Consider the following 23240-nt stretch of genomic DNA (forward strand, 5'->3'; position numbering starts at 1 on the left):
TCGCCCTCGCTCGCCTGAAACGTTCGGATCAGGCTAGGGCGAAAGCTCTTAAGAATGGTTTGACGACGAAAGGCTCACTCAGAGTTTCCGGACCCGAGGCAGAGCGCGCAGCCTTCAAGGGCCGCATAATCGTCCTCGACGATCGAGACCGGAAATTCCTGCATGAAGCCGGAGAACCGGCCCTTGTCGCGGAAGGCTTCGGCAAAGCCGAACCTGTCGTAATGCGCCGTGAAGGCGCGGGCGACGCCGCCGATCAGGTGGATGCCGCCGAAGGGCAGGTGGCTCAGTGCCAGATCGCCCGCGACGGTGCCGAGGATGCGCACGAAGCTTGCCCCGGTCGCGGTTGCCACAGGGTCCGCGCCCTCGGCGATTGCCGCCATGACCGCCGCCGCCGCGGGGCGGTCGTCGCGGCCCGCCTCGCTCGAGTGGAAGGCGAAGAGACGTTCGAGACCGCGACCGGACAGCACATCCTCGACGCAGGCGAATCCATGCGCGGTCTCGAGGAAGCGCATCAGCCTCAGGTCAGCCTCGCTGCGCACCGGGATCGTCATCTGGCCGCATTCCGAGGCGGTGACGATCCTCCCGACCGGGGTCTCGTGCACCGGGGCGGCGTTGAAACCGGTGCCGATGCCGATGACGAGTTGTGCCGCGCCGGGCTTGCGCGGGCAGTTGGCGGCGACGAGCGGGCGGAGGCTGCCCGGCGCGAGGTGGTCGAGCGCGTAGCCCTGCGCCTGAAGGTCGTTGATTACCGCCACGCGCGCGGCACCGGTCGCTTCGGCCAGCGCGTCGCGGTCGATGGTCCAGTCGAGATTGGTCATCGTCGCGACGCCATCGGCGACCGGACCCGCGACGGCGACGCAGACGCCCTCGCAGCGCGGATTGCCTGCGGTCGCAAGATAGGCGGCAAGAACCGGGCCGAGGCCGGGGCGATCGGCGTTGGCGAAACGCCGGATCGAGGCGCGGTCGACCGCACCGCCGGGGGCAAGCGCCACACGGGTATTGGTTCCACCGATATCGGCCACGAGGGTCAGCGTCTGGGGCATGGGACGGTCTTCTTAATCACGGGTCGGCCGGGCGGGGGCCCGCACCCGTGTCATAGGACGTTTCGACCCGCCGCATCAAGCGTCGCGCCGCATCGGACGCGACGCGCAGGCTCACTCCGCGGCGATCTTGATCACCGGTTCCATCGAGGCGAGTTCCTCGTCCGAAAGGTGGCACTTGACCTGATGCCCGGCGGCGAGGGTGCGGAACGGCGGCACCTCCTTCTCGCAGAGCCCGCCCGGCACCTTCGACTTCCAGCGGCAGCGGGTCTGGAACGGGCAGCCCGGCGGCGGGTTCATCGCCGACGGAATGTCGCCCTCAAGCACGATCCGCTTCTTCTCGACATGGGTGTCGGCGATCGGCACGGCGGACAGCAGCGCCTCGGTATAGGGATGGTAGGGCGGCGCGAAGACCTGGTCGGTCGAGCCGAGCTCCACCACATGGCCGAGATACATCACCATGACCCTGTCCGAGAGATAGCGCACGATCGAGAGGTCGTGGGAGATGAAGAGAAGCGTCGTCCTGTTCTCACGCTGGATCTCCATCAGGAGGTCGGTGACCGCCGCCTGGACCGAGACGTCGAGCGCCGAGACCGGCTCGTCTGCGACGACGATCTTGGCGCCGCCGGCGAAGGCGCGGGCGATGCCGACGCGCTGCTTCTGCCCGCCCGAGAGCTGGCGCGGCATCCGCTCGGCGAAGGCGCGGGGCAGCTTCACGAGGTCGAGGAGTTCGAGCATCCGCTCGTGCCGCTCCTCGTCGGAATTGCCCTGGCCGAAGATCTCCAGCGCCCGGATGATCTGGCGGCCCACGGTCATCGAGGGGTTGAGCGTGTCGAACGGGTTCTGGAACACCATCTGCACGCTCGAGACCGTCTCGGTCGACCGCTCCTGGATCGGCGTCGACTGGATCTCGTGGTTGTGGAGCAGGATCTGGCCGGAGGTCGCTGTCTCGAGCCCCATCAGCACCTTGGCGAAGGTCGACTTGCCGCAGCCCGACTCGCCGACGATGGCGAGCGTCTCGCCCTCATGCGCCTCGAAGCTCAGGGTCTCGTTGGCCTTCACCACCTTGGTGCTGCCGCCGAAGAGCGCGTTGGCGCTGACCTCGTAGTATTTCCTGAGGTCGTCCATCTTCAGGACAACGTCACCGATCGGGGCCTTCTCCGTGGTCTTGGCGGCGACGAGCGGCGCGTTCCAGTCGATCTCGGCGACCTTGAGACAGCGGGTATCGTGGCGGTCGTGGCCCTCGACCGGGAACATCGGGATGTCGCCGGCATCGCAGCGCCCGGCCTGGAAATAGTCGCAGCGCGGGCCGAAATTGCAGCCGTTCGGCCGTTCGTGCGGCAGCGGGAAGTTGCCGGGGATCGCGACGAGCGGCCGCGCGTTCTTGTCCGCGCCCGGCAGCGGGATCGAGCGGAACAGGGCCTGGGTGTAGGGATGCTGCATCTTGTCGAAGACATCCTTGATCGAGCCCGTCTCCACCGCCTCGCCGGAATACATCACGCAAAGCCGGTTGCAGACCTCGAGAACGAGGCCGAGGTTGTGCGAGATGAACAGCATCGAGGTGCCGTATTTCTTGCCGAGGTCCTTGACGAGATCGACCACCGCGGCCTCGACGGTGACGTCGAGCGCGGTCGTCGGTTCGTCGAGGATCAGAAGCGCCGGCTTCGACATCAGCGCCATCGCGATGACGATGCGCTGCTGCTGGCCGCCGGAAAGCTGGTGCGGGTAGCTTTTCAGGATCCGCTCGGGGTCGGGCAGGCGCACGTCGGTCACCACTTCGAGCGCGCGGTCGTAGGCCTCCTCCTTCGACACGCCCTCATGGATCATCGGCACTTCCATGAGCTGTTGGCCGATCTTCATCGCCGGGTTGAGCGAGGCCATCGGCTCCTGGTAGATCATCGCGATTTCGGAGCCGCGGATCTCGCGCAGTTCCTCCTCCGACATCGTCGTGAGGTCGCGACCCTTGAACTTGATCGTGCCGCCGACGATGCGGCCGTTCTTGCCAAGGTCGCGCATCACGGCGAGCGCGACGGTGGACTTGCCGCAGCCGGATTCGCCCACGAGGCCCATCGCCTCGCCGGGCTGCACCGTGCAGGAGAAGTCCATCACCGCCGGAATCTCGCGCAGACGGGTGAAGAAGCTGATCGAGAGGTTCTCGATCTCGAGGATCGGGCCGTCATAGTCCGGTTTCGACATAACGTGTCCCCCTTAATCCCTGAGGCTTTCTTCGCGGAGCCCGTCCGCGAGAAGGTTGAGGCCAAGCACCAGGCTCATCAGCGCAAGCGCGGGCACGATCGCCGGATGCGGCGCGATGGTGATGAGCTTGCGGCCGGCGTTGATCGTCGATCCCCAGTCGGGGCTTTCCGGGCTGAGGCCGAGGCCGAAGAAGCCGAGGGTCCCGAGGAGGATCGTCGTGTAGCCGATCCGGAGGCAGAAATCGACGATCAGCGGCCCCCGCGCGTTCGGAAGGATTTCCCACAGCATGATGTACCAGGGCCGTTCGCCGCGGGTCTGGGCGGCCGAGACATAGTCGCGCGTCTTGATGTCGAGGACGATGCCGCGGATGATCCGGAACACGGTCGGAGAGTTCACGAACACGACGGAGACGAACACGATCAGGATGTTGCCCGGCACATGGATGAGGTCGAGCGCGTTCGGCAGCACCGCGACCTTGGTACCGACCTCGCCGACGAGCGACAGGTAGAGGTAGCCGCCAATCACCCCGATCACCAGCAGGACCTTGGTTCGGAATTCGGGCACGACGTAGTAGCGCGAGTTCACCAGCACCATGAGGAAGGCGATCGGGAACAGGAACAGCACCAGCGCCATGTATTGCGGCATCCCGGTCTCGACGATCTCCGGCGTGACCAAGAGGTAGAAGAGCAGGATCACCGGGAAGGCGAGGATCAGGTTGGCGAGGAACGACAGGAAGGTGTCGAGCCTGCCGCCGTAATAGCCCGCCGGCAACCCGAGCGAGACCCCGACCATGAAGGCGAAGAGCGTTGCCAGCGGTGCGATCTGGACCACGATCCGGCTCCCCTCGACCACCCGGCTGAAGACGTCGCGGCCAAGATGGTCGCCGCCGAGCAGGTACCAGTTTACGCCGTCGGGCTGTACGGTGCCGGGCAACTTGTTCTTCATCTGGCTGATCTGCGACAGCGGATCGTGGGTGGCGATGAGATCTGCGAAGATCGCTGTAAAGACCCAGAACATCACCAGCGCGAAGCCGATCATTGCGATCGGCGAGTCGAAGAGCTTGCCGTAGAGGCCGAGCCGGCGCTTGTAGCGGATCGAGACCGCGAAAAGCACGACAAGAGAGATCCATACCGGAAGAAAGTTCTTCAGGATCCCGATGAGAATTCCGCTCCATCCGAGGTCCTGCATGTCAGCTTATCCTGATTCTGGGATTGAGGAAGACGTAGCCAATATCGGAGATCAGCTGGGTGATGAGCACTACGAAGACCGCGACGACCGAGCAGCCGAGCAGCAGCTCGATGTCGTTATTGCCGGCGGCAGAGACTAGGGTCCAGCCGAAGCCCTTGTAGCTGAACAGGGTCTCGACGATGACGACGCCGTTCAGGAGCCAGGGGAACAGCAGCATGATCACCGTGAAGGGGGCGATCAGCGCGTTCCTGAGTGCGTGCTTGATCACGACATTGGCGAAGCTCACGCCCTTGAGGCGGGCGGTTCGGATGTATTGCGCGGTCATCACCTCGGCCATCGAGGCACGGGTCATCCGTGCCACCTGGCCGACGCCATAGAGCGCGATGGTCAGGACCGGCAGGAAGAAGTTCTCGAAGGTGATCCCGTCCATCGCCGAGGCGGCCGAGCCCTTGAACCATTTCAGCCCGGTGATCGAGGAGGCGAAGATCGCGATCAGGATGACGCCCGAGACGTATTCCGGCGTCGCCGCCGTCGAAATCGAGAAGGTCGACAGCGAGCGGTCGAGCCGCGAGCCCTCGCGCATGCCGGCGAGGATCCCGATCAGGAGCGAGACCGGCACCATCGTCACCATGACCCAGAACATCAGGATGCCGGTCAGGGTCAGGCGCACGCCGATGATCTTCGAGACATCGTCCTTGAAGACGCTGGAGACGCCCCAATCGCCCTGGAGGATGCCGCAAAAGCGGGCCGCGGTCGCCGGATCCTGACCCTTCTCGATGCAACGGCCGGCGACGACGGTTCCGTCCGCGTCGGCCGTAGTCCAGCCAGGCACCACTCCAAGCCATTCGCCGTAGCGCAGGATCATCGGGCTGGCATAGCCATTCCGTTCCAGCCAGCTTGCGACTTCGTCGTCGGTGATCCGCGATCCCGCTTCCGATTTCGCGAGCTTCTCAAGGTTGGGTGGCAGGTTGGTGAGGTAAAACACGACGAAGGTGAGGCACAGGGCCGTCAGAATCATCGTGGAAATCCGTTTGAGCAGGAACGGCAGCATGGGTAATCCCCTTCTCGTCCGGCGCGAGCGCAGGTTGGGCGGGACGACACTGTCGATGTCGCGGGTGGGGCGCCGCGGTGGCGCGGCGCCCCCCGAGAGTCGCGCTTACGCGTCGATCCACCACTTGTAGTGGTGATGCTCGAAGGTCGCGTGCATGTCGGTCGCGTGCAGGTTCTCCTTGAAGTGGCGGTAGATCGAGCGCCAGTAGGGCTGGATCAGCACGCCCTCGTCCTGCATCAGCTTCTCGATCTTGGCCATCACCTCGCGGCGGGCATCGGCGTCGGCGATCGCCATCGCTTCGGCCAGGAGCGAGTCGAACTCGGCACTCTTGAAGCCGGTCTCGTTCCAGGCTGCGGTGGAGGTGTAGGCGAGTGCCAGAACCTGGACACCGAGCGGGCGCATGTTCCACTCGGTGGCCGAGAACGGATACTTGGTCCAGTCGTTCCAGAAGGTCGAACCCGGCAGGATCGTCCGCTTCACGTTCAACCCGGCGTCGCGCAGCTGCGCCGCCACCGTGTCGCAGGTTGCCGCCTGCCAGCCGTCATCGACCGAGATCAGCTCGAACTCGGTGTCACCTTGACCGGCCTCGTCGAGCATTGCCTTCGCCCCGGCCGGATCGACCGTCAGCGGCGGCAGTTCGGCATATTCCGGATGGATCGGGCAGACATGGTGGTTTTCGGCCGGCGAGCCGAGGTTGGCGTAGCCAAGCTCCAGCACCACTGCGTTGTCGACGGCCAGTTGCAGCGCCTTGCGGACCTGCACGTTGTCATAGGGTGCCGAGAGCTGATTGAAGCGCACCGCGATCGTGGCCGAGGTGGTGGCTTCCGACTTGGTCCAGCCGATGCTGTCGAAGATCTCCACGAAGTCGCCGTCGGTGCGGTGCACCATGTCGATCTCGTCGGCCTCGGCCGCGGCCAGGAAGGAAGAGGGATCGGTGCCGAGGTCGATATACTCGATGCGGTCGAGATACGGGCCGCCATAGACCTCGGTGCCCCACCAGGTAACGTCGGGATTGCGCACCAGCACCTGCTTGACGCCGACCTCGTTCGATTCGGGCATGTAGGGCCCGGTGCCGATCGGATTGGCCGCGGGATCGCCGCCGTCATAGCTCGAATGCACGACCGCGGCCGGATAGTCGGCCATGCCGGGGATGACCGTGATGTCGGGCATGTTGAGCGTCAGCTTGACGGTATGCGGATCGACCACGGAGATCGCGCCCTCGCGGGCCGTCTTGGTCGTCTCGTCGACGAGGCTCGCCATGCGCGCGGCCATCGAGTTGCCCTCGACATTGCCGTCGCACCAGCGGGTGATGTTGTTGGCCACATCGTCGGCGGTGAAGTCGTCGCCGTTGTTCCACTTCACGCCCTGGCGAAGCTTGAGCGTGTATTCGGTGGCGTCGTCGTTGACCTCCCAGCTTTCCAGCAGCATGCCGCGGAAGGTGCCGTCGTTGTTGTATTCGACGAGATATTCCAGCCAGCCGCGGCTGAAGTTCGCCAATTCCGACCAGTCGTAGGTGCGCGGATCCTTGAGCGCCTTGGTCTCGAGCTGGCAGCGCACGGTGCCGCCCGCCTTGGCTTCCTGCGCGACCGCCTTCGGCGCAGCGAGGCCCAGCAGGCCGTAGGCGGCGGCGCTGGAGACGCCGAGCGCGGAAGCCCGAGTCAGGAACTCGCGGCGGCTCAGATCGCCCGCCTTGCATTCTTCGGCGTACTTCACGGCCGCCGGATGGATCTCCGGCGTGTAGTGCTTGGTCATTCGCTTTCCTCCCTGCGAGTCTTTCACTCATTCCCCGCGCAACGTCCGGCCTTTGAGGTCGGTGCGTGGCGCAATGAAATTGCTCACCCGCGCATTGCGCATGCTTTTTTCCCCCACGTCAATTGCCGATTCCGTCACTTTTGGTCGAATTGCGACGTGGCATCTCGCCGTGGGCGTCAGCCGTTGCGGCGAAACGCCGAGGGTGTCTTTCCGGTCCGGTGCTGGAAGGCGCGGGTGAAATAGGCCGCCGAGGTAAAGCCCAGCGCCTCGGAGATATGCCCTATCGGAAGGCGGGTCTCGCTCAGAAGCACCCGCGCCTCGTAGATTACCCGGTCGTGCAGGAGGTCGGAGGCGGAGCGGCCGCAGGTCTGGTTGCAGACGCGGGTGAGATGCGTTGGCGTCACGCCGAGTTCGCTGGCATAGGCGGCGACGCCCTTGCCCGACCGAAAATCGCGTTCGAGCAGGGTCGAGAAGCGGCCCGCGAGCCGGCGCGCGGCGTCGGGTTTCGTGGCCGATGCCGCCTGGGTCTCGACATGGCGTTCGAGCCAGACGCTGAGCAACCCGACATGGTGGTGCGCCGCGCGGGCCGCGGCGGGCTTGTCGCTGTCGAGCTCGCGCTGGATGTTGTCGATCAGGCCCGAAAGTTCCGCCTGCGGACCGGCATCGCGGATCCGTAGGTGTCGCGCGTCGGTCGGAAGCTCGAAACCGCGGCCCTGTCCGAAGAAAACGGCGGTGCCAAAGCTCTGGCCGCCGATCTCGAATCCGTGCATCGCGCCAGCCGGGATGAAGATCGCGTTGTGGGCGCCGTAGCCCCGTGTCACGCCATCGATCGTGATCCGCCCCTGGCCGCGCGTGAACCAGAGCAGGAGCGGCTCGCTCAGCGACCGCATCGCCTCGACCCGCCAGCGCCCGCCTGCGACGAGCCGCGCGATCGACACGACCCGCACCGGCGCGTTCCGTGCCCCCTGCAGCAATGGGTCAGCGATGGTGGGCAGCGGTTCGACGCCGCCACGATCCGCCGGCGGCCGGCCGAGGGGCGGCGGATCGGCGAATTGCGACAGGGGCGTACCGGTAAAAAGTTTCAACGGCCGGGTCTCCGCGGCGTGGCGACTGCCCCGGCGGTTGCGGTGGATCGACCCCGAGGCACGGTGAAGTCTAGGCACCAGAGCCGCTCGGCCCAAGAGAAAAAGCCGGCGATTCAGCCATATCGGCGGTTCGATGCCGATCCGTCACGGCCGCGCCAGCCAGCGCCATCCCTTCATCCGGCCGCGAAACCAGCTGCGCTGGCGCTTGGCGTATTGCCGGCTCGCCGCCTGCGCGAGGCGGATCGCGGTATCGAGATCGGATTCGCCGCGCAGATGCGCGACCAGCTCCGGTGCGCCGATCGCGCGCGCCCAGAGCGCGGCCGGATTCCAGTCGGCGAGCACGTCACGCACCTCGTCGAGCGCGCCCTCCGCCACCATCATCTCAAAGCGCCTGTCGATCCGCTCCGCGAGCCAGTCGCGGTCGGCGTCGAGCACGATCGGCACTGTGCGCTCCAGCGGCAGGAGCGGCGCGCCGGTCTCGTCCTGCCAGGCGGCGAGTCCGCGACCGGTGACGCGGGCGACCTCCCAGGCGCGCTGCACGCGCGCCGGGTTCCTCCGGTCGATCCGCGCCGCCGTCTGAGGATCGAGTTCGGCCAGCATCGCCTCCAGCCCGGCGCCGGCGAGGAACCGGTCGGCCTCGGCGCGGATCTCGGGTGGCACCGGCGGGATCTCGGCCAGTCCCTCGGTCAGCGCGCTCAGGTAAAGCCCGGTCCCGCCGACGATGATCGGCCGCTCGGGGCCGGCGAGGATCGGCGCCACCTCGCGCAGCCAGTGGCCGACCGAATAGGCCGCGCCGCGAGGCATATGGCCATAAAGCCGGTGCGGCGCGCGCGCCTCCTCCTCGGGCGAGGGGCGCGCGGACAGAATCCGCCAGCAGTCCCAGACCTGCAGCGCGTCGGCATTGACGATCACGCCACCCTGCGCCTCGGCGATCCCGAGCGCCAGCGCGGATTTGCCCGAGGCCGTCGGCCCGGCAATCAGAACCGGTTTTTCCGGATCTATTTCATCTATTGAAAACAGTGTCTTGCCTGCCGTTCTTATGGTGATCGCCGGGGTGTGCCGTGTCTTGCGCCGGGTTTCGGGTCGACCGAGGTTGAACCTGCCGCCGAATTCCTCCATTTTGCGCCGGAACGAATGGGGCGGCAAGCGGAGCGGAACATGGAAGGGGTGCAGGAACCCAGGGTCACCTACAAGCGTGTGCTCCTGAAGATTTCCGGAGAGGCGCTGATGGGCGATCAGGGCTACGGGCTACACCCCCCCACGGTCAACCGTATCGCCGCCGAGGTGAAGTCGGTCCACGATCTCGGCGTCGAGATCTGCATGGTGATCGGCGGCGGCAACATCTTCCGCGGCCTGCAGGGCTCGGCGCAGGGGATGGAGCGGGCGACGGCCGACTATATGGGCATGCTCGCCACAGTGATGAACGCGCTCGCGATGCAGGCGGCACTCGAGGCTCTGAAGATCCATACCCGCGTGATCTCGGCCATCCCGATGGACCAGGTCTGCGAGCCCTATATCCGGCGCCGCGCGATCCGGCACCTCGAGAAGAAGCGGGTCTGCATCTTCGCCGCCGGCACCGGCAACCCCTATTTCACCACCGACACGGCAGCGACGCTGCGCGCCAACGAGATGGGCTGCGAGGCGATCTTCAAGGGCACCAAGGTGGACGGGGTCTACGACAAGGATCCCAAGAAGCACGCCGACGCCAAGCGCTACGACCGCGTGAGCTACGACGAGGTGCTGCAGAAGCATCTCGGCGTGATGGACGCCTCTGCGATCGCACTCGCGCGGGACAACCACCTGCCGATCGTCGTCTTCTCGCTCGACGAGCCGGGCGGCTTCCGCGGCATTCTGGCCGGCGACGGGACCTATACGCTGGTCGCCGCCTGACCCTATATCATTATGCGCGTCCTGCGGGTACAAAGGGCGCGACGCACAGTTGACGACATTACCAACGGGATACCCCATGTCCGACGACATCGAGATCGACATCGACGACCTTGAACGCCGCATGGACGGCGCGATGACCGCGCTGCGCCACGAATTCGCGAGTCTCCGCACCGGCCGCGCCTCGGCCTCGATGGTCGAGCCGGTGATGGTCGATGCCTATGGTTCGATGACCCCGATCAACCAGGTCGGCACGATCAACGTGCCCGAGCCGCGTATGGTCACGATCAACGTCTGGGACAAGGGGCTGGTCTCCAAGGTCGAAAAGGCGATCCGCGACTCCGGCCTCGGCATCAACCCCCAGCTCAACGGCACGATCATCATGCTGCCGATCCCCGAGCTGAACGAGGAGCGCCGGCGCGAGCTGACCAAGGTCGCCTCGAACTATGCCGAACATGCCCGCGTCGCGATCCGCAACGTGCGCCGCGACGGCATGGACCAGATCAAGAAGGCCAAGGGCGACGGGATGAGCGAGGACGACCAGAAGTTCTGGCATGACGAGGTCCAGGCGCTGACCGACAAGCACATCGCCTCCGTCGACAAGGCGCTCGAAGAAAAGCAGGCGGAGATCATGCAGGTCTGAGGATCTGCTTGGGGTGCGGAAAGGGCAGGGCCGATGGCCGCGAAGGACATCACGGGCAGCGCACCGGCGCATGTGGCCATCATCATGGATGGCAACGGCCGCTGGGCCACGAACCGCGGCTGGCCGCGGCTCGTCGGTCATCGGCGCGGCGCCGAGCGGGTTCGCTCGATCGTCGAGGCCGCGCCGGGGCTCGGTATCCGCTATCTCACCCTCTACGCGTTCTCGACCGAGAACTGGAAACGCTCGACCGAGGAGGTCATCGGCCTGATGACGATCTTCGCGCGCTACATCCAGTCCGAGGCCGAGCGGCTGTCGGCCGAGGGCGTGCGGCTGCGGTTCATCGGTGGCCGCGAGCGGCTCGACAAGAAGCTGCAAAAGCTGATGGCGGGAATCGAGGAGCGGACCGCCGGCAATGACCGCCTGCACCTGACGGTCGCGATCAACTACGGCGGCCGCGACGAACTGGTGCGCGCGGCGCGGAATCTCGCCAAGGATGTCGCCGACGGGACCCTCGCGCCGGAGGCGATCGACGAGGCGGCGCTCGCGGCGCGGCTCGACACCCATGACCTGCCGGACCCGGACCTCGTGATCCGCACCTCCGGCGAGACGCGGATCTCGAACTACCTGCTCTGGCAGTCGGCCTATGCCGAGTACGAGTTCACCGACACGCTCTGGCCGGACTTCACGCCGGCCGAGCTCGACGCGATCGTGACGCGCTTCATCCGGCGCGAGCGCCGCTTCGGCGGCGCGCTATCGGCATGAGCGACGCATCCGGCAAATGGGGCGACCTCGCGCCGCGCCTGATCTCCGGCGCGGGCATGGCGGTCGGCGGACTGACTTTGGTCTGGCTCGGCGGGGTCTGGTTCGCGGCGCTGGCCACGGTCGCGGCCGCGCTGATGGTCTGGGAACTGGCGGCGATGACCGATCGCGCCCGCCCGGTGGAGGCCGTAGCGCTCGGTGCGCTCGCCGCGATCGCGCTTGCAGTCGTGCTGATGCGTCACGAAAGCCCGTACCTTCTGCCCCTGCTGTTTCTGCCTTCCCTAGTGGGGATCCTGCGGCCGCGTCGGCCGATGCGGCTCGAATACGGTCTCTATTCTCTCATGATCATGGTCGCGAGCTACGGGCTCGTCGCCTTCCGCGACGGTTACGGGATGCTCTGGCTGATGTGGCTCGTCCTTGTCGTCGTGGTGACCGACATCGCCGGCTATTTCGCGGGCCGGATCCTCGGCGGGCCCAAGTTCTGGCCGCGCGTGAGCCCCAAGAAGACCTGGTCGGGAACCGCGGCCGGCTGGATCGCGGCCGCGGCGGTCGGACTGATCTTCCTCGGGATTTCGACCGCCGGGATCGACCTTCTCTGGATTTCGGCGCTGCTGGCCTTCTTCTCGCAGCTCGGCGACATCGCCGAAAGCGCGATCAAGCGGCGGGCAGGGGTCAAGGACAGCTCGAACCTCATCCCCGGCCACGGCGGCCTGATGGACCGCTTCGACGGTCTCCTCGGCGCGGCGATCTTCATGCTCCTCGTGGCGCAGGTCGTCGACGTGCCCGTGGTCCGGTTCTGACGCATGCGCAGCGTCTCGGTTTTCGGCTCGACCGGGTCGATCGGCGAAAGCACGATCGACCTTCTGACCAGGCAGGGCGGGACCGAAACCTACCGGGTGGTCGCACTCACCGGCGGTCGCAATGTGCGCCGGCTCGCCGAGCAGGCGCGCGTGCTTCGGCCCGAGGTCGCGGTGATCGCAGAAGAGGCGGCGCTGCCCGCGCTGCGCGACGCCCTTGCCGGCACTGGAATCGAGACCACCGCCGGGCCGGAAGCTGTCGCCGAAGCGGCACTCAGGCCGGCCGATTGGGTGATGTCCGGCATCGTCGGCGCGGCGGGCCTCGTGCCCGGCTTCCGGGCGCTCGCCCATGGCGGCACGCTCGCGCTCGCCAACAAGGAAAGCCTCGTCACCGCAGGGCCGCTGCTGATGGCCGAGGCGCGCCGCCACGGCGCCCGGATCCTGCCGGTGGACAGCGAGCATTCCGCGGTCTTCCAGGCGCTCGTCGGTGAGGAGATGGAGACGGTCGAACGCATCACCATCACCGCGAGCGGAGGTGCGTTCCGCGACTGGCCGCTCGAGCGGCTGGCGCGGGCGACGGTGGCGGAAGCCTCGACCCATCCCAACTGGGCGATGGGGCAAAGGATCACGATCGACAGCGCATCCATGTTCAACAAGGCGCTGGAAGTGATTGAAACGCGAGAGTTCTTCGGCGTGGCGCCCGAGCAGATCGAAATCCTCGTCCACCCCGAATCCCTCGTCCATGCGCTGGTGACCTTCCGTGATGGCGGCATGATCGGCCATCTTGGCGCGCCCGACATGCGGCACGCGATCGGCTACGCGCTGAACTGGCCGGCGCGCGCGCACCTGCCAGTGGCGCGGCTGAACCTCGCCGAGATCGGCAGCCTGACCTTCGCGGCGCCGGATCCGGCCCGTTATCCCGCCCTGCGCCTCGCGCGCGATGTGATGGCGGCGGGCGGCCTCGCCGGCGCGGCATTCAACGCGGCGAAGGAAGTGGCGCTGGACGGCTTCATTGCCGGTCGCATCGGCTTCACGGCGATGGCCGGGGTCGTCGAGGAGGTGCTGTCGCGGCTTTCCGGCTCCGGCGGGGTTGGCAAAACCCCGTCGAGCCTTGATATGGTGCTTGAAACGGATCGCGAAGCGCGCCGCGTGGCGGGCGTGGTGATCGCAGAGACCAGCAGGATTTGAGAATTGGATATTCCCGGCCTCATCAACAGCTTCGGCGACACGCTTCACACGGTGGTGGTGTTCATCGTCGCATTGTCGATCATCGTTTCGGTGCATGAATACGGCCATTACATCGTCGGCCGCTGGTCGGGCATCCATGCCGAGGTCTTCTCGATCGGTTTCGGCCCGCGGCTGTGGAGCCGGGTCGACAAGCGCGGCACGCGCTGGCAGGTCGCCGCTTTCCCCTTCGGCGGCTATGTGAAGTTCCTCGGCGACGCCAACGCCGCCTCGGCGGGCGCGGACGAGACCACGATGGCGAAGCTCTCCGATGACGAGCGGCGCCACACGATGCATGGCGCGCCCCTGTGGGCGCGGGCGGCCACGGTCTTTGCCGGGCCGCTGTTCAACTTCATCCTCTCGATCCTCGTGTTCGGCGGCCTGCTCTTCGCCAGCGGTATCGCGACCGACGCACCCGAGATCGAGACCCTCCGGCCGGTACCGGTCGAAAACGGCCTCGCGCCCGGCGACCGGATCCTCGCGGTAGAGGGGGTCGCGACACCCGACTACGAGGCGCTTGTGGGGCTCGTCGACAAAATGCCGGCCGCCGCCACAGTCGACTACCTGGTGCTGCGCGACGGGAGCGAACTGACCGTGGTCGGGCCGACGCTGTTCCCGACGCTGGTGCAGGGCGTCCTTCCACGCGGTGCGGCGATCGACGCCGGCCTTGAAGTGGGCGACGTCATAACGGCCGCGAACGGCACGCCGACGCCGCGCTTCCTGGATCTGCAGGCCGTGGTCAAGGCGAGTGCAGGCAACCCGGTCACGCTGACCGTCTGGCGCGACGGCGATGAGTTCGATACGGTGCTCAGCCCGCGCCCGCGCCCGGTCACCGCGGAGGATGGCGGATTCGAGACCGGCTACCAGATCGGCATATCGGGCGGCTTCATGTTCGACCCGGCGACCCGCCGTCCCGGTCTCGGCGAAGCCTTGCTGACCGGCATCTCGCAGACCTGGGGCATCATCGAGACCACGTTCACCGCGCTTGGTAGCATGATCGTGGGAAGCATCTCGACCTGCAACCTCAGCGGTCCTGTCGGGATCGCGCAGGTCACCGGTGCGGCGGCGAGCGCGGGGCTCATCTCCTTCATCGGCCTTGTCGCGGCGCTCTCGACGGCGATCGGGCTCCTGAACCTCTTTCCGATCCCGGTCCTCGACGGCGGGCACCTGGTGTTCCATGCCTACGAATGGGCGCGGGGGCGGCCACCCTCGGACCGGTTCATGAATATCGCGATGGCCGCGGGGCTTGCTCTGGTCCTGACGCTGACGGTATTCGGCCTTTCGAACGATCTCTTCTGCCGCTGAGCCTTGCCCAGGGAGGGCGCGACCGTTCGTCGCTGGCGCGGCGCCGCAATGCTGCCATATTCGGCGCCTAGGCTTCTGGCGAGCGGAAATAACCTGCGCGAGGCGTTGATCATGCAACTCATCGAAAGCGGAGCCCGGGGGGTGTCGATGGTCTACCAGCTCGGTGTGGACCGGATCCTGATTCCCCTCGCCATCGTCGCGGGCCTCGCCGGCGGCGCGATGATCGGTTCGGAGATTGCCCGGATGCAAGCGCCCGAAAGCCCATACATGCACTGACCGCCGCAGGCGTGTCACAGCATCGCGGATTTGTGCGACGCGGCCCCAAGGGGCCGCGTCGCGCCTTTTGACAAGCCCCCCCTTTCCCGGTAGTGACGTGCCAGAGGACAGTGGCAAAGAATACCGGGAGCAGAGCATGTTGGCGGAGCGGCGCGGCGGAGCAAATGTCGGCGGCAGCAAGCGGAGCCGTGTGCGGGCCACGCTTTTGGTAACGGCTGCAGCGGCTTGTGGCCTGTTCTTCAGTCAGGCGATGGCGCAGAGTTACGCCTTCTCGAACGTCGTGGTCGAAGGCAACCAACTGATCGATCCCGCCACGGTCGTGAAGGTTGCCGGAATCGCCCAGGGCGAAACCGTCAGCGATGCCGCTCTCAACGACGCGGTGCAGCGCCTTACGGCCTCTGGTCTCTTCGCGACCGTGGAACTCGTCCCCTCGGGCAGCACGCTCGTGATCAAGGTGACCGAGAACCCGACGATCAACGTCATCAGCTTCGAGGGCAACAAGCGACTCAAGGACGAGGATCTCGAAAAGGTCGTGAAGTCCGAGTCGCGCCGGGTCTACTCGGCCGCCCAGGCCGAGGCCGACGCCGCCGCGATCACCGAGGCCTATACCCAGGCCGGGCGCCTCGCCGCGCGGGTCGAGCCGCGGATCATCAACCGCGGCAGCAACCGCGTCGATCTCGTCTTCGAGATCCGCGAAGGCCGCGTGACCGAGATCGAGCGGCTGAGCTTCACCGGCAACCGCGCCTATTCCGACCGGCGGCTGCGCCAGGTGCTCGAGACCAAGCAGGCGGGTCTCCTGCGCAACATCATCCAGCGCGACACCTACGTCGCCGACCGGATCGAGTTCGACAAGCAGCTCCTGACGGACTTCTACCGCTCGCGCGGCTATATCGACTTCCAGATCCTGTCGGTCGCGCGCGAGTTCTCGCGCGAGCGCGATGCTTTCTTCCTGACCTTCAACGTGCGCGAGGGGCTGCAGTACAAGTTCAACCGCATCACCACTGTCAGCGAGTATGAAGGCGTCGATGCGGCCGCCTATGCCGATGTCGTCAGGATCCGCTCCGGCGCGACCTATTCGCCAGTCTCGATCGACACCACGATCAGCCGGATGGAGGCGATCGCCCTTCGTCAGGGCATCAACTTCATGAACATCGAGCCGCGCATCACCCGCAACGAGCGCAATCAGACGCTCGATGTGACCTTCGCGCTGACCAAGGGGCCGCGCGTCTTCGTCGAGCGGATCGACATCGAGGGCAACGCCACGACGCTCGACCGCGTGATCCGGCGCCAGTTCAAGACCGTCGAGGGCGACCCGTTCAACCCGCGCGCGATCCGCGAGGGGGCCGAACGGACCCGGGCGCTCGGCTATTTCGAGACCGCCGACGTCGAGGCCCGTCCTGGCACCGCGGCCGACCAGGTCATCGTCGACGTCAACGTCGAGGAAAAGCCCACCGGCTCGCTGACCTTCGGCGCGAGCTACAGCGTCTCGGACGGTGTCGGCTTCCGGATCGGCCTGTCGGAAGACAACTTCCTCGGCCGCGGCCAGTTCGTCAGCCTCAACCTCGCTGCCGGGGCCGATACGCGCGACAGCTCGTTCACCTTCGTCGAGCCGGCGCTCCTCGGGCGCGATCTGAAGTTCCGCTTCACCGGCTTCTACAGCACCTCGGAGAACGACAACTCGTTCTATTCGACCAAGCGGGTCGGCATGTCGCCATCGCTCGAGTTCCCGGTCAGCGAACTCGGCCGCTTCGAGGTGCGCTACAAGATCTCGGACGACAAGGTCTACAAGGTCTCCGCCAACTCCTCCAGCCTCCTGAAGGCCGACGAGGCGCGGGGTTCCGAACTCACCTCGGCGCTCGGCTACGGCTACCGCTACGACACCCGGATCGGCGGGATCGATCCGAACCGCTCGTTCTCGCTGCGCTTCGACCAGGACTTCGCGGGCGTCGGCGGCGACATCCAGTCGATCACCTCGACGGGCCTCGCGACCTACCAGATGAAGGCGTTCCGCGAGGAGATCACCCTCAGGGCGGAACTCGAGGGTGGCGCCGTCGTCACCCAAGGCGGCGACAGCCGCGTCATCGACCGCTTCAGCGGCAACGGCAAGGTGCGCGGCTTCGAGCCGAACGGCTACGGCCCGCGCGACCTGACCGTGCCGAACCAGGACGCGCTCGGCGGCAACTTCTTCGCCGCGGCACGGGTCGAGGCCGAGTTCCCGCTCGGCCTGCCGGAGGAATACGGCATCACCGGCGGTCTCTTCGCCGATATTGGCTCGGTCTGGGGGCTCGACAATACGCTTGGCGGCGCGATCGACGACAGCATGAGCCTGCGCAGCTCGATCGGCGTCTCGGTTTTCTGGGACACGGTCCTCGGCCCGCTGCGCTTCAACTTCTCCAAGGCGCTCCAGAAGGAAGACTTCGACCAGGAGCAGAACTTCGACCTGACGGTTTCGACCCAGTTCTGATGCGCAGGCTGCGGGCGGCGATCCTTGCGGTACTCCTGACGGCGGGCGGCCAGCCTGCTCCGGCGCAGGAAGCGAATGCCGAACCCGTCGCAAGCCCTGTCCTGACGCTCGATCAGGAACGCCTCTTCGCCGAGTCGCTTTGGGGCAAGCGCGCCGCGCAGCGGATCGAGGCCGCCTCGACCGACCTCGGCGCGGAGAACCGGCGCATCGAGGCCGAACTGACCGCCGAGGAGAGGGCGTTGACCGACCGCCGTCCGACGATGGCGGTCGAGGAGTTTCGCGCCGCCGCCGACGCTTTTGATGCGAAGGTAACCGAGATCCGCCGGACGCAGGACGCCAAGGCGCGCGAGATCGGCCGTTTGCATGAACTCGAACGCCAGCGGTTCTTCGCCGCTGCTTTCCCTGCATTGCGCGACGTATTGCGCAACCGCGGCGCGGTCGCGATCCTCGATTCCCGGGCGATCTTCCTTGCCGCCGACGTGATCGACGTCACCGACGAGCTGATCGCGCGTGTTGACGCGGATATCGGCGCCGGGACCGATGCGCCGGTGCCGGACGCGCCGGAGTCCGACGGTACGGCCCAGGACGGCAACTGAGCGGTCGTGCTTGCCAGTGAAAGGCCGAGTTGTTAGCAAGGCCGGACCAGTCCAGCCGCGCGGGGGGAGAGACACAATGACCGGCGAAGCGATCACCGAGGCCGATATCCACCTGATCCAGCGGATCATTCCTCATCGCTACCCATTCCTGCTGATCGACAAGGTCAAGGACATCGTGGCCAATGAAGGCTGCGTCGGCGTCAAGAACGTGACCTTCAACGAGCCGCATTTCCAGGGCCACTTCCCGCAGACCCCGATCATGCCCGGCGTCACGATCATCGAGGCGATGGCGCAGTCGGCGGCGGTTCTGGTCGGCATTTCGCTCGACCTGATCGGGCGCGACCTTCTGGTCTATTTCATGTCGATCGACAGCTGCAAATTCCGCCGCAAGGTGGTGCCGGGCGACGTGCTGGAGCTGCACATGACCGTGAAACGCGGCGGCGGAAAGATCTGGAAGTTCCACGGCGCCGCCAAGGTCGAGGGCCAGCTCGCTTGCGAGGCCGAAATCACGGCAATGCTCGACGTCCGGGACTGAGATGACGATCGCCGCGAACGCCCATATCCACCCCGCCGCGATCGTCGAGCACGGCGCAACGATCGGCGAAGGCTGCCGCATCGGGCCGTTCTGCATCATCGGTCCTGAGGTGACGCTCGGCCGTGGCGTCGAGGTCAAGAGTCATGCGGTGATCACCGGCCGGACCGAGATCGGCGACGAGACGGTGGTGTTTCCCTTCGCAACGCTCGGCGAGGTGCCGCAGGATCTCAAGTTCAAGGGCGAGGCGACGCAGCTAGTGATCGGGGCACGCAACCGGATCCGCGAGCACGTCACGATGAACACCGGCACCGCCGGCGGCGGCGGCGTGACGCGAGTGGGCGATGACGGCCTGTTCATGGCCGGCGCCCATGTCGCGCACGACTGCCAGATCGGCAACCGGGTGATCCTCGTCAACAACGCCGCTTTGGCCGGGCATTGCATTCTCGAGGACGAGGTCATCGTCGGCGGCCTGTCCGGCGTCCACCAGTTCGTCCGCATCGGCCGCGGCGCGATGATCGGCGCAGTGACGATGGTCACCGCGGATGTGATCCCGCACGGGCTTGTCCAGGGGCCGCGTGGCGTGCTCGACGGGCTCAACCTCGTGGGTCTCAAGCGCCGCGGCGCCGGACGCGCCGATATTGCGGCGCTGCGGGATCTCGTCTCGGCGCTCGGCCAGGGGACCTTCCGCGATACCGCGCGCGCGCGTGCCGAAAGCGGCACCGACAGCCCGCTCGTGCAGGAAGTCCTCGACTTCATCCTCGGCCCCTCCGACCGCTCGTTCCTCGCGCCGAGATGACGAAGACCGCGCTCATCGCCGGGCAGGGCGGATTGCCCGTCCATCTTCTCAATGCGCTGCGCCAGAGCGGCGAGGATCACGTCGTCGCCGAACTGGACGGCTTTCCTTCCGAAGTGGCCGATGCCGATCCGGTGCGGTTCCGGGTCGAACGGCTCGCGCCGTTCCTCGACCGGCTTGCGGATGAGCGAGTGGACCGCGTGGTCTTCGCCGGCGCGATCCGGCGGCCGCGGCTGGAGCCGGGGCTCATAGACCCCAAGACCGTGACGCTCCTGCCGCGCCTCCTTGGCGCGGTGCAGAAGGGCGATGACGCGCTCCTGCGCGAGGTCATCGCGATCTTCGAGGACTGGGATTTCGAGGTCGTCGGCGCCGAGGCGGTCGCGCCCGATCTGGTGCCGGGGCCGGGGCTTCTCGCGGGCGCGCCGTCCGAGGACGACCGCAAGGACGCGGCCCGCGCCGCCGAGATCGTCGCCGGGCTCGCCCCGCTTGATCTGGGGCAGGGAGCGGTCGTGGCGCAGGGTCTCTGCCTCGCGGTCGAGACCTTGCCGGGGACCGACGCGATGCTCGCCTTCGTGGCGGAACACGCGGCCGGGTTGCGCCGTGATCCGGCCAAGGCGAGGGGCACCTTCTACAAGGCACCGAAGTCCGGGCAGGATCGGCGCATCGACCTGCCGACGCTCGGCCCCGCGACGGTACGCGCGGTGGCCCGTGCGGGCCTCGCCGGCATCGCCTGGGAAGCGGGCGGCGTGATCTGCCTCGACCGCGCGGAGATGGTGGCCGAGGCTGAGGCGGCCAACCTCTTCCTCTGGGCACGAGAGTCGTGAAGATCTTCCTTGTCGCCGGAGAGGCCTCGGGCGACGCTCTCGGCGCCGCGCTCATGGCGGGGCTGAAGGAACTGGCGCCGGGGGCCACGTTCCACGGTGTCGGTGGCGCGAAGATGGAGGCCGAGGGCTTCCACAGCCTCTTCCCGATGGAGGAACTCTCGGTCATGGGCCTGATCGAGGTGCTGCCGAAATATAAACATCTGAAGCGCCGCATTGCTGAAACCGCCGACGAGGTCACCCGGATCCGGCCCGATGCGCTCGTCACCATCGACAGCCCGGATTTCTGCCTGCGGGTCGCGAAGGCAGCGCGTGCCGCGCATCCGGCGCTTCGAACCATGCACTATGTCGCGCCCACGGTCTGGGCTTGGCGTCCGGGACGGGCCGCGAAAATGGCGCCCGTCGTCGACCATGTGCTCGCGCTCTTCCCCTTCGAGCCGCCCTACATGGAGGCAGCAGGCATGACCTGCGACTTCGTCGGTCACCCGGTCGTCGCCGAACCGGTCGCGTCCGCCGAGGCCGCGTCGCGGCTCCGCGAGAACCACATGATCGGCGCCGACCAGCCGCTCCTGCTGTGCCTTCCCGGATCACGTCGGGGCGAGGTCACCCGGCTCGCGCCGCGCTTCGAGGAGGCGATCGCCCGGCTCCGCGACCGCGAGCCCAGCTTGCGCGTGGTGATCCCGACGGTACGCGGTGTGGCCGCTCTCGTGCGCGAGATGACCGCGCGCTGGAAAGTCGTTCCGCTCGTCCTCGAGGAGACTGCCGACAAGCGCGCGGCCTTCGCTGCTGCCGATCTCGCGCTTGCCGCCTCCGGCACCGTCAGCCTCGAACTCGCCGCGAACCGGGTTCCGATGGTGATCGCGCATGACTTCAACCGCCTGACCTGGTGGATGATGAAGCGTGCGGCGCTGATCGACACGGTGACGCTCGTCAACATCGTGACCGAGACCCGCGCGATCCCGGAATTCCTCGGTCCCGCCTGTCAGCCCGGCCCGATCGCCAACGCGCTCGGCCGGCTTGTCGATGACGCGGAGGCCCGCGCGGCGCAGGTCGTCGCGATGGAGACAACGATGGAGCGCCTTGGCCGCGGCGGCGAGGCGCCGGGCCTGCGCGCCGCGCGCTCCGTCCTCGCGCATCTCTGACCTCATTCATTCATCTTGCTCCAAATATCCCCGCAGGAGGCTCCCGCGGCAGCCGCCGGACGCTCCGCGCGGGATATTTGGGGCAAGATGAATTGTATCAGTTGCCGCGCCAGATCCAGCCGCCGCCAAGGATGCGGCTCGTGCCCGGTTCGTAGAATACACAGGCCTGACCGGGGCTGACGCCCTCCTCGGGGTCGAGGAGTTCCACCGCCGCTTCGGTCGCTGACAGTGGCCGGATTACCGCCGGCCGTGGCGGCCGCGTCGAGCGGATGCGGACATTCACGACCCGCTCGGCCTCCGCCTCGAAGGCGCCGTCGCCGAGCCAGTTGATCTCACGCACTGGCACGATCCGGGTCGAGAGCGCCTCCTTCGGGCCGACCACCACCCGGCGGGTCTCGGGATCGAGCTTCACGACATAGAGCGGATCGGCCAGCCCGCCGATGCCGAGGCCGCGCCGCTGGCCGATCGTGTAATGGATCACGCCGCGGTGCTCGCCAAGGACGTTGCCCTCGAGATCGACGATCTCGCCCGGATCGGCCGCGCCGGGGCGCAGCTTCTCGATCACGCTCGCGTAATTGCCGTTCGGCACGAAGCAGATGTCTTGGCTGTCGGGCTTGTCGGCGACGCTCAACCCGTATTTCGCCGCGAGCGCCCGGGTCTCGGCCTTGGACGCGAGATGGCCGAGCGGGAAGCGCAGATAGGCGAGCTGTTCCGGAGTCGTCGAGAACAGAAAATAGCTCTGGTCGCGGTTCGGATCGGCCGCGGCATGCAGTTCCGGCCCGTTCGGCCCGATCTTTCGCTGGATGTAATGCCCCGTCGCCATGCAGTCGGCGTCGAGGTCCTTCGCGGTGGCAAGGAGATCCTTGAATTTCACGCGCTCGTTGCAGCGGATGCAGGGAACCGGCGTCGCGCCGGCGAGATAGGCATCGGCGAACTCGTCGATCACCGCCTCGCGGAACATGTTCTCGTAGTCGAGGACGTAGTGCGGAAAACCCATCGCCTCGGCGACCCGGCGGGCATCGTGGATGTCCTGACCAGCACAGCAGGCACCTTTCTTCGCGAGTGCCGCGCCGTGGTCATAGAGCTGCAGCGTCACGCCGACCACGTCGTAACCCTCCTCGGCCAGCATCGCCGCGACGACGGAACTGTCGACGCCGCCCGACATGGCGACGACGACCCGCGTGTCGGCGGGGCGCTTCGGCAGGCCGAGCGAGTTCAGAGGGGGGGTGTCAAGTGCCATGGCGCCTCCGGAGGTCGGGAGGAATATAGGAAAATCGTTGCTACTCTCAAGTCACGGTTTCACCGCGCGTTAAGCCCGTCGGCACAGGCTTGTGGCGGGTGAAGACCGAGGGGTGAGACATGTACTTGAAGAAGATCGACGGGCCAAGGGCCGTAACCCTGCCCGATGGCACGGTAATGACGCGGGCCGATCTGCCCGCGCCCGAGACGCGGCGCTGGGTCGCCAGCCGCAAGTCCAAGGTGGTCAGGGCGGTCAGCTACGGGCTCTTGCCGCTGAAAGAGGCGCTGGAACGCTACCAGCTTAGCGAGGAGGAGTTCGAATTGTGGCGCGCCGCTGTGGAGCGGCACGGGGAAAAGGGCTTGAAAGTCACGGCGATCCAGAAATACCGTCAACCTTGGGTAGATTGATCGGTTCGCACCGCTACGGTAACGCGTGATTAACCATTC

The 23240-nt window shown here is 66.8% G+C and carries 22 protein-coding genes; 14 read left to right on the forward strand and 8 right to left on the reverse strand.

Annotated features, from left to right (window positions below):
* Nucleotides 1-74: 74 nt before the first annotated feature.
* The 7 genes from OM960_RS00785 to miaA all read right to left on the reverse strand — a co-directional run bounded on the left by OM960_RS00785 (nucleotide 75) and on the right by miaA (nucleotide 9431).
* Nucleotides 75-1043, reverse strand: a complete 969-nt coding sequence (locus OM960_RS00785) for a glucokinase (protein WP_264770755.1) — start codon at nucleotides 1041-1043, stop codon at nucleotides 75-77.
* Nucleotides 1044-1154: 111 nt separating this feature from the next.
* Nucleotides 1155-3236 carry a dipeptide ABC transporter ATP-binding protein gene (locus OM960_RS00790; protein ID WP_263332230.1) on the reverse strand — a complete coding sequence of 694 codons (2082 nt, stop codon included), beginning with the start codon at nucleotides 3234-3236 and terminating at the stop codon, nucleotides 1155-1157.
* Between the two features lie 12 nt (nucleotides 3237-3248).
* Nucleotides 3249-4424 (reverse strand): ABC transporter permease, encoded by a 1176-nt coding sequence (locus OM960_RS00795; RefSeq protein ID WP_263332233.1) that lies wholly within the window; start codon nucleotides 4422-4424, stop codon nucleotides 3249-3251.
* A 1-nt stretch (nucleotide 4425) separates the two neighbouring features.
* Nucleotides 4426-5475 (reverse strand): ABC transporter permease, encoded by a 1050-nt coding sequence (locus OM960_RS00800; protein ID WP_264770756.1) that lies wholly within the window; start codon nucleotides 5473-5475, stop codon nucleotides 4426-4428.
* A 105-nt stretch (nucleotides 5476-5580) separates the two neighbouring features.
* Nucleotides 5581-7227, reverse strand: coding sequence for an ABC transporter substrate-binding protein (locus tag OM960_RS00805; protein WP_263332237.1), 1647 nt, complete (start codon nucleotides 7225-7227; stop codon nucleotides 5581-5583).
* Nucleotides 7228-7403: 176 nt separating this feature from the next.
* Nucleotides 7404-8312 carry an AraC family transcriptional regulator gene (locus OM960_RS00810; RefSeq protein ID WP_263332239.1) on the reverse strand — a complete coding sequence of 303 codons (909 nt, stop codon included), beginning with the start codon at nucleotides 8310-8312 and terminating at the stop codon, nucleotides 7404-7406.
* Between the two features lie 144 nt (nucleotides 8313-8456).
* Nucleotides 8457-9431 (reverse strand): tRNA (adenosine(37)-N6)-dimethylallyltransferase MiaA, encoded by a 975-nt coding sequence (miaA, locus tag OM960_RS00815; protein WP_264770757.1) that lies wholly within the window; start codon nucleotides 9429-9431, stop codon nucleotides 8457-8459.
* 39 nt (nucleotides 9432-9470) lie between these two features.
* Between miaA and pyrH the strand changes: the two genes are divergently transcribed.
* From pyrH to lpxB, 13 genes are all read left to right on the forward strand, one after another.
* The gene (gene pyrH / locus OM960_RS00820) at nucleotides 9471-10202 is read left to right on the forward strand and encodes a UMP kinase (protein WP_263332243.1); all 732 of its coding nucleotides are present in this window, start codon (nucleotides 9471-9473) and stop codon (nucleotides 10200-10202) included.
* Nucleotides 10203-10278: 76 nt separating this feature from the next.
* Nucleotides 10279-10842: a ribosome recycling factor gene (gene frr, locus OM960_RS00825; protein ID WP_263332245.1), complete on the forward strand. Its 564-nt coding sequence runs from the start codon at nucleotides 10279-10281 to the stop codon at nucleotides 10840-10842.
* A 33-nt stretch (nucleotides 10843-10875) separates the two neighbouring features.
* Nucleotides 10876-11604 carry a polyprenyl diphosphate synthase gene (uppS, locus tag OM960_RS00830; protein ID WP_263332247.1) on the forward strand — a complete coding sequence of 243 codons (729 nt, stop codon included), beginning with the start codon at nucleotides 10876-10878 and terminating at the stop codon, nucleotides 11602-11604.
* Nucleotides 11601-12401, forward strand: a complete 801-nt coding sequence (locus OM960_RS00835) for a phosphatidate cytidylyltransferase (RefSeq protein ID WP_263332249.1) — start codon at nucleotides 11601-11603, stop codon at nucleotides 12399-12401. The genes uppS and OM960_RS00835 overlap by 4 nt, the downstream gene beginning before the upstream one ends.
* A gap of 3 nt (nucleotides 12402-12404) precedes the next feature.
* Nucleotides 12405-13586: a 1-deoxy-D-xylulose-5-phosphate reductoisomerase gene (dxr, locus tag OM960_RS00840; RefSeq protein WP_264770758.1), complete on the forward strand. Its 1182-nt coding sequence runs from the start codon at nucleotides 12405-12407 to the stop codon at nucleotides 13584-13586.
* Between the two features lie 3 nt (nucleotides 13587-13589).
* A complete protein-coding gene (gene rseP, locus OM960_RS00845; protein WP_264770759.1) occupies nucleotides 13590-14927 on the forward strand; it encodes an RIP metalloprotease RseP in 1338 nt (445 codons plus the stop codon).
* A gap of 111 nt (nucleotides 14928-15038) precedes the next feature.
* Nucleotides 15039-15203 carry a hypothetical protein gene (locus OM960_RS00850; RefSeq protein ID WP_264770760.1) on the forward strand — a complete coding sequence of 55 codons (165 nt, stop codon included), beginning with the start codon at nucleotides 15039-15041 and terminating at the stop codon, nucleotides 15201-15203.
* A gap of 136 nt (nucleotides 15204-15339) precedes the next feature.
* Nucleotides 15340-17667, forward strand: coding sequence for an outer membrane protein assembly factor BamA (gene bamA, locus OM960_RS00855; protein ID WP_264770761.1), 2328 nt, complete (start codon nucleotides 15340-15342; stop codon nucleotides 17665-17667).
* Nucleotides 17667-18263 carry an OmpH/Skp family outer membrane protein gene (locus tag OM960_RS00860; protein WP_263332259.1) on the forward strand — a complete coding sequence of 199 codons (597 nt, stop codon included), beginning with the start codon at nucleotides 17667-17669 and terminating at the stop codon, nucleotides 18261-18263. The genes bamA and OM960_RS00860 overlap by 1 nt, the downstream gene beginning before the upstream one ends.
* 76 nt (nucleotides 18264-18339) lie before the next feature.
* Nucleotides 18340-18798 (forward strand): 3-hydroxyacyl-ACP dehydratase FabZ, encoded by a 459-nt coding sequence (gene fabZ, locus OM960_RS00865; protein WP_263332261.1) that lies wholly within the window; start codon nucleotides 18340-18342, stop codon nucleotides 18796-18798.
* A gap of 1 nt (nucleotide 18799) precedes the next feature.
* Nucleotides 18800-19594, forward strand: coding sequence for an acyl-ACP--UDP-N-acetylglucosamine O-acyltransferase (gene lpxA / locus OM960_RS00870; protein ID WP_263332263.1), 795 nt, complete (start codon nucleotides 18800-18802; stop codon nucleotides 19592-19594).
* Nucleotides 19591-20415 carry an LpxI family protein gene (locus OM960_RS00875; protein ID WP_264770762.1) on the forward strand — a complete coding sequence of 275 codons (825 nt, stop codon included), beginning with the start codon at nucleotides 19591-19593 and terminating at the stop codon, nucleotides 20413-20415. Before lpxA ends, OM960_RS00875 begins: the two co-directional genes overlap by 4 nt.
* Nucleotides 20412-21554 carry a lipid-A-disaccharide synthase gene (gene lpxB, locus OM960_RS00880; RefSeq protein ID WP_264770763.1) on the forward strand — a complete coding sequence of 381 codons (1143 nt, stop codon included), beginning with the start codon at nucleotides 20412-20414 and terminating at the stop codon, nucleotides 21552-21554. The genes OM960_RS00875 and lpxB overlap by 4 nt, the downstream gene beginning before the upstream one ends.
* 97 nt (nucleotides 21555-21651) lie before the next feature.
* On the opposite strand, the gene mnmA is transcribed toward lpxB, so the two are convergent.
* A complete protein-coding gene (gene mnmA / locus OM960_RS00885) occupies nucleotides 21652-22794 on the reverse strand; it encodes a tRNA 2-thiouridine(34) synthase MnmA (protein ID WP_264770764.1) in 1143 nt (380 codons plus the stop codon).
* Between the two features lie 119 nt (nucleotides 22795-22913).
* Between mnmA and sciP the strand changes: the two genes are divergently transcribed.
* Nucleotides 22914-23201, forward strand: coding sequence for a CtrA inhibitor SciP (gene sciP / locus OM960_RS00890; RefSeq protein ID WP_263332272.1), 288 nt, complete (start codon nucleotides 22914-22916; stop codon nucleotides 23199-23201).
* Nucleotides 23202-23240: the final 39 nt, after the last annotated feature.

Source organism: Defluviimonas salinarum (assembly GCF_026013545.1).
Lineage (GTDB): Bacteria > Pseudomonadota > Alphaproteobacteria > Rhodobacterales > Rhodobacteraceae > Albidovulum > Albidovulum salinarum.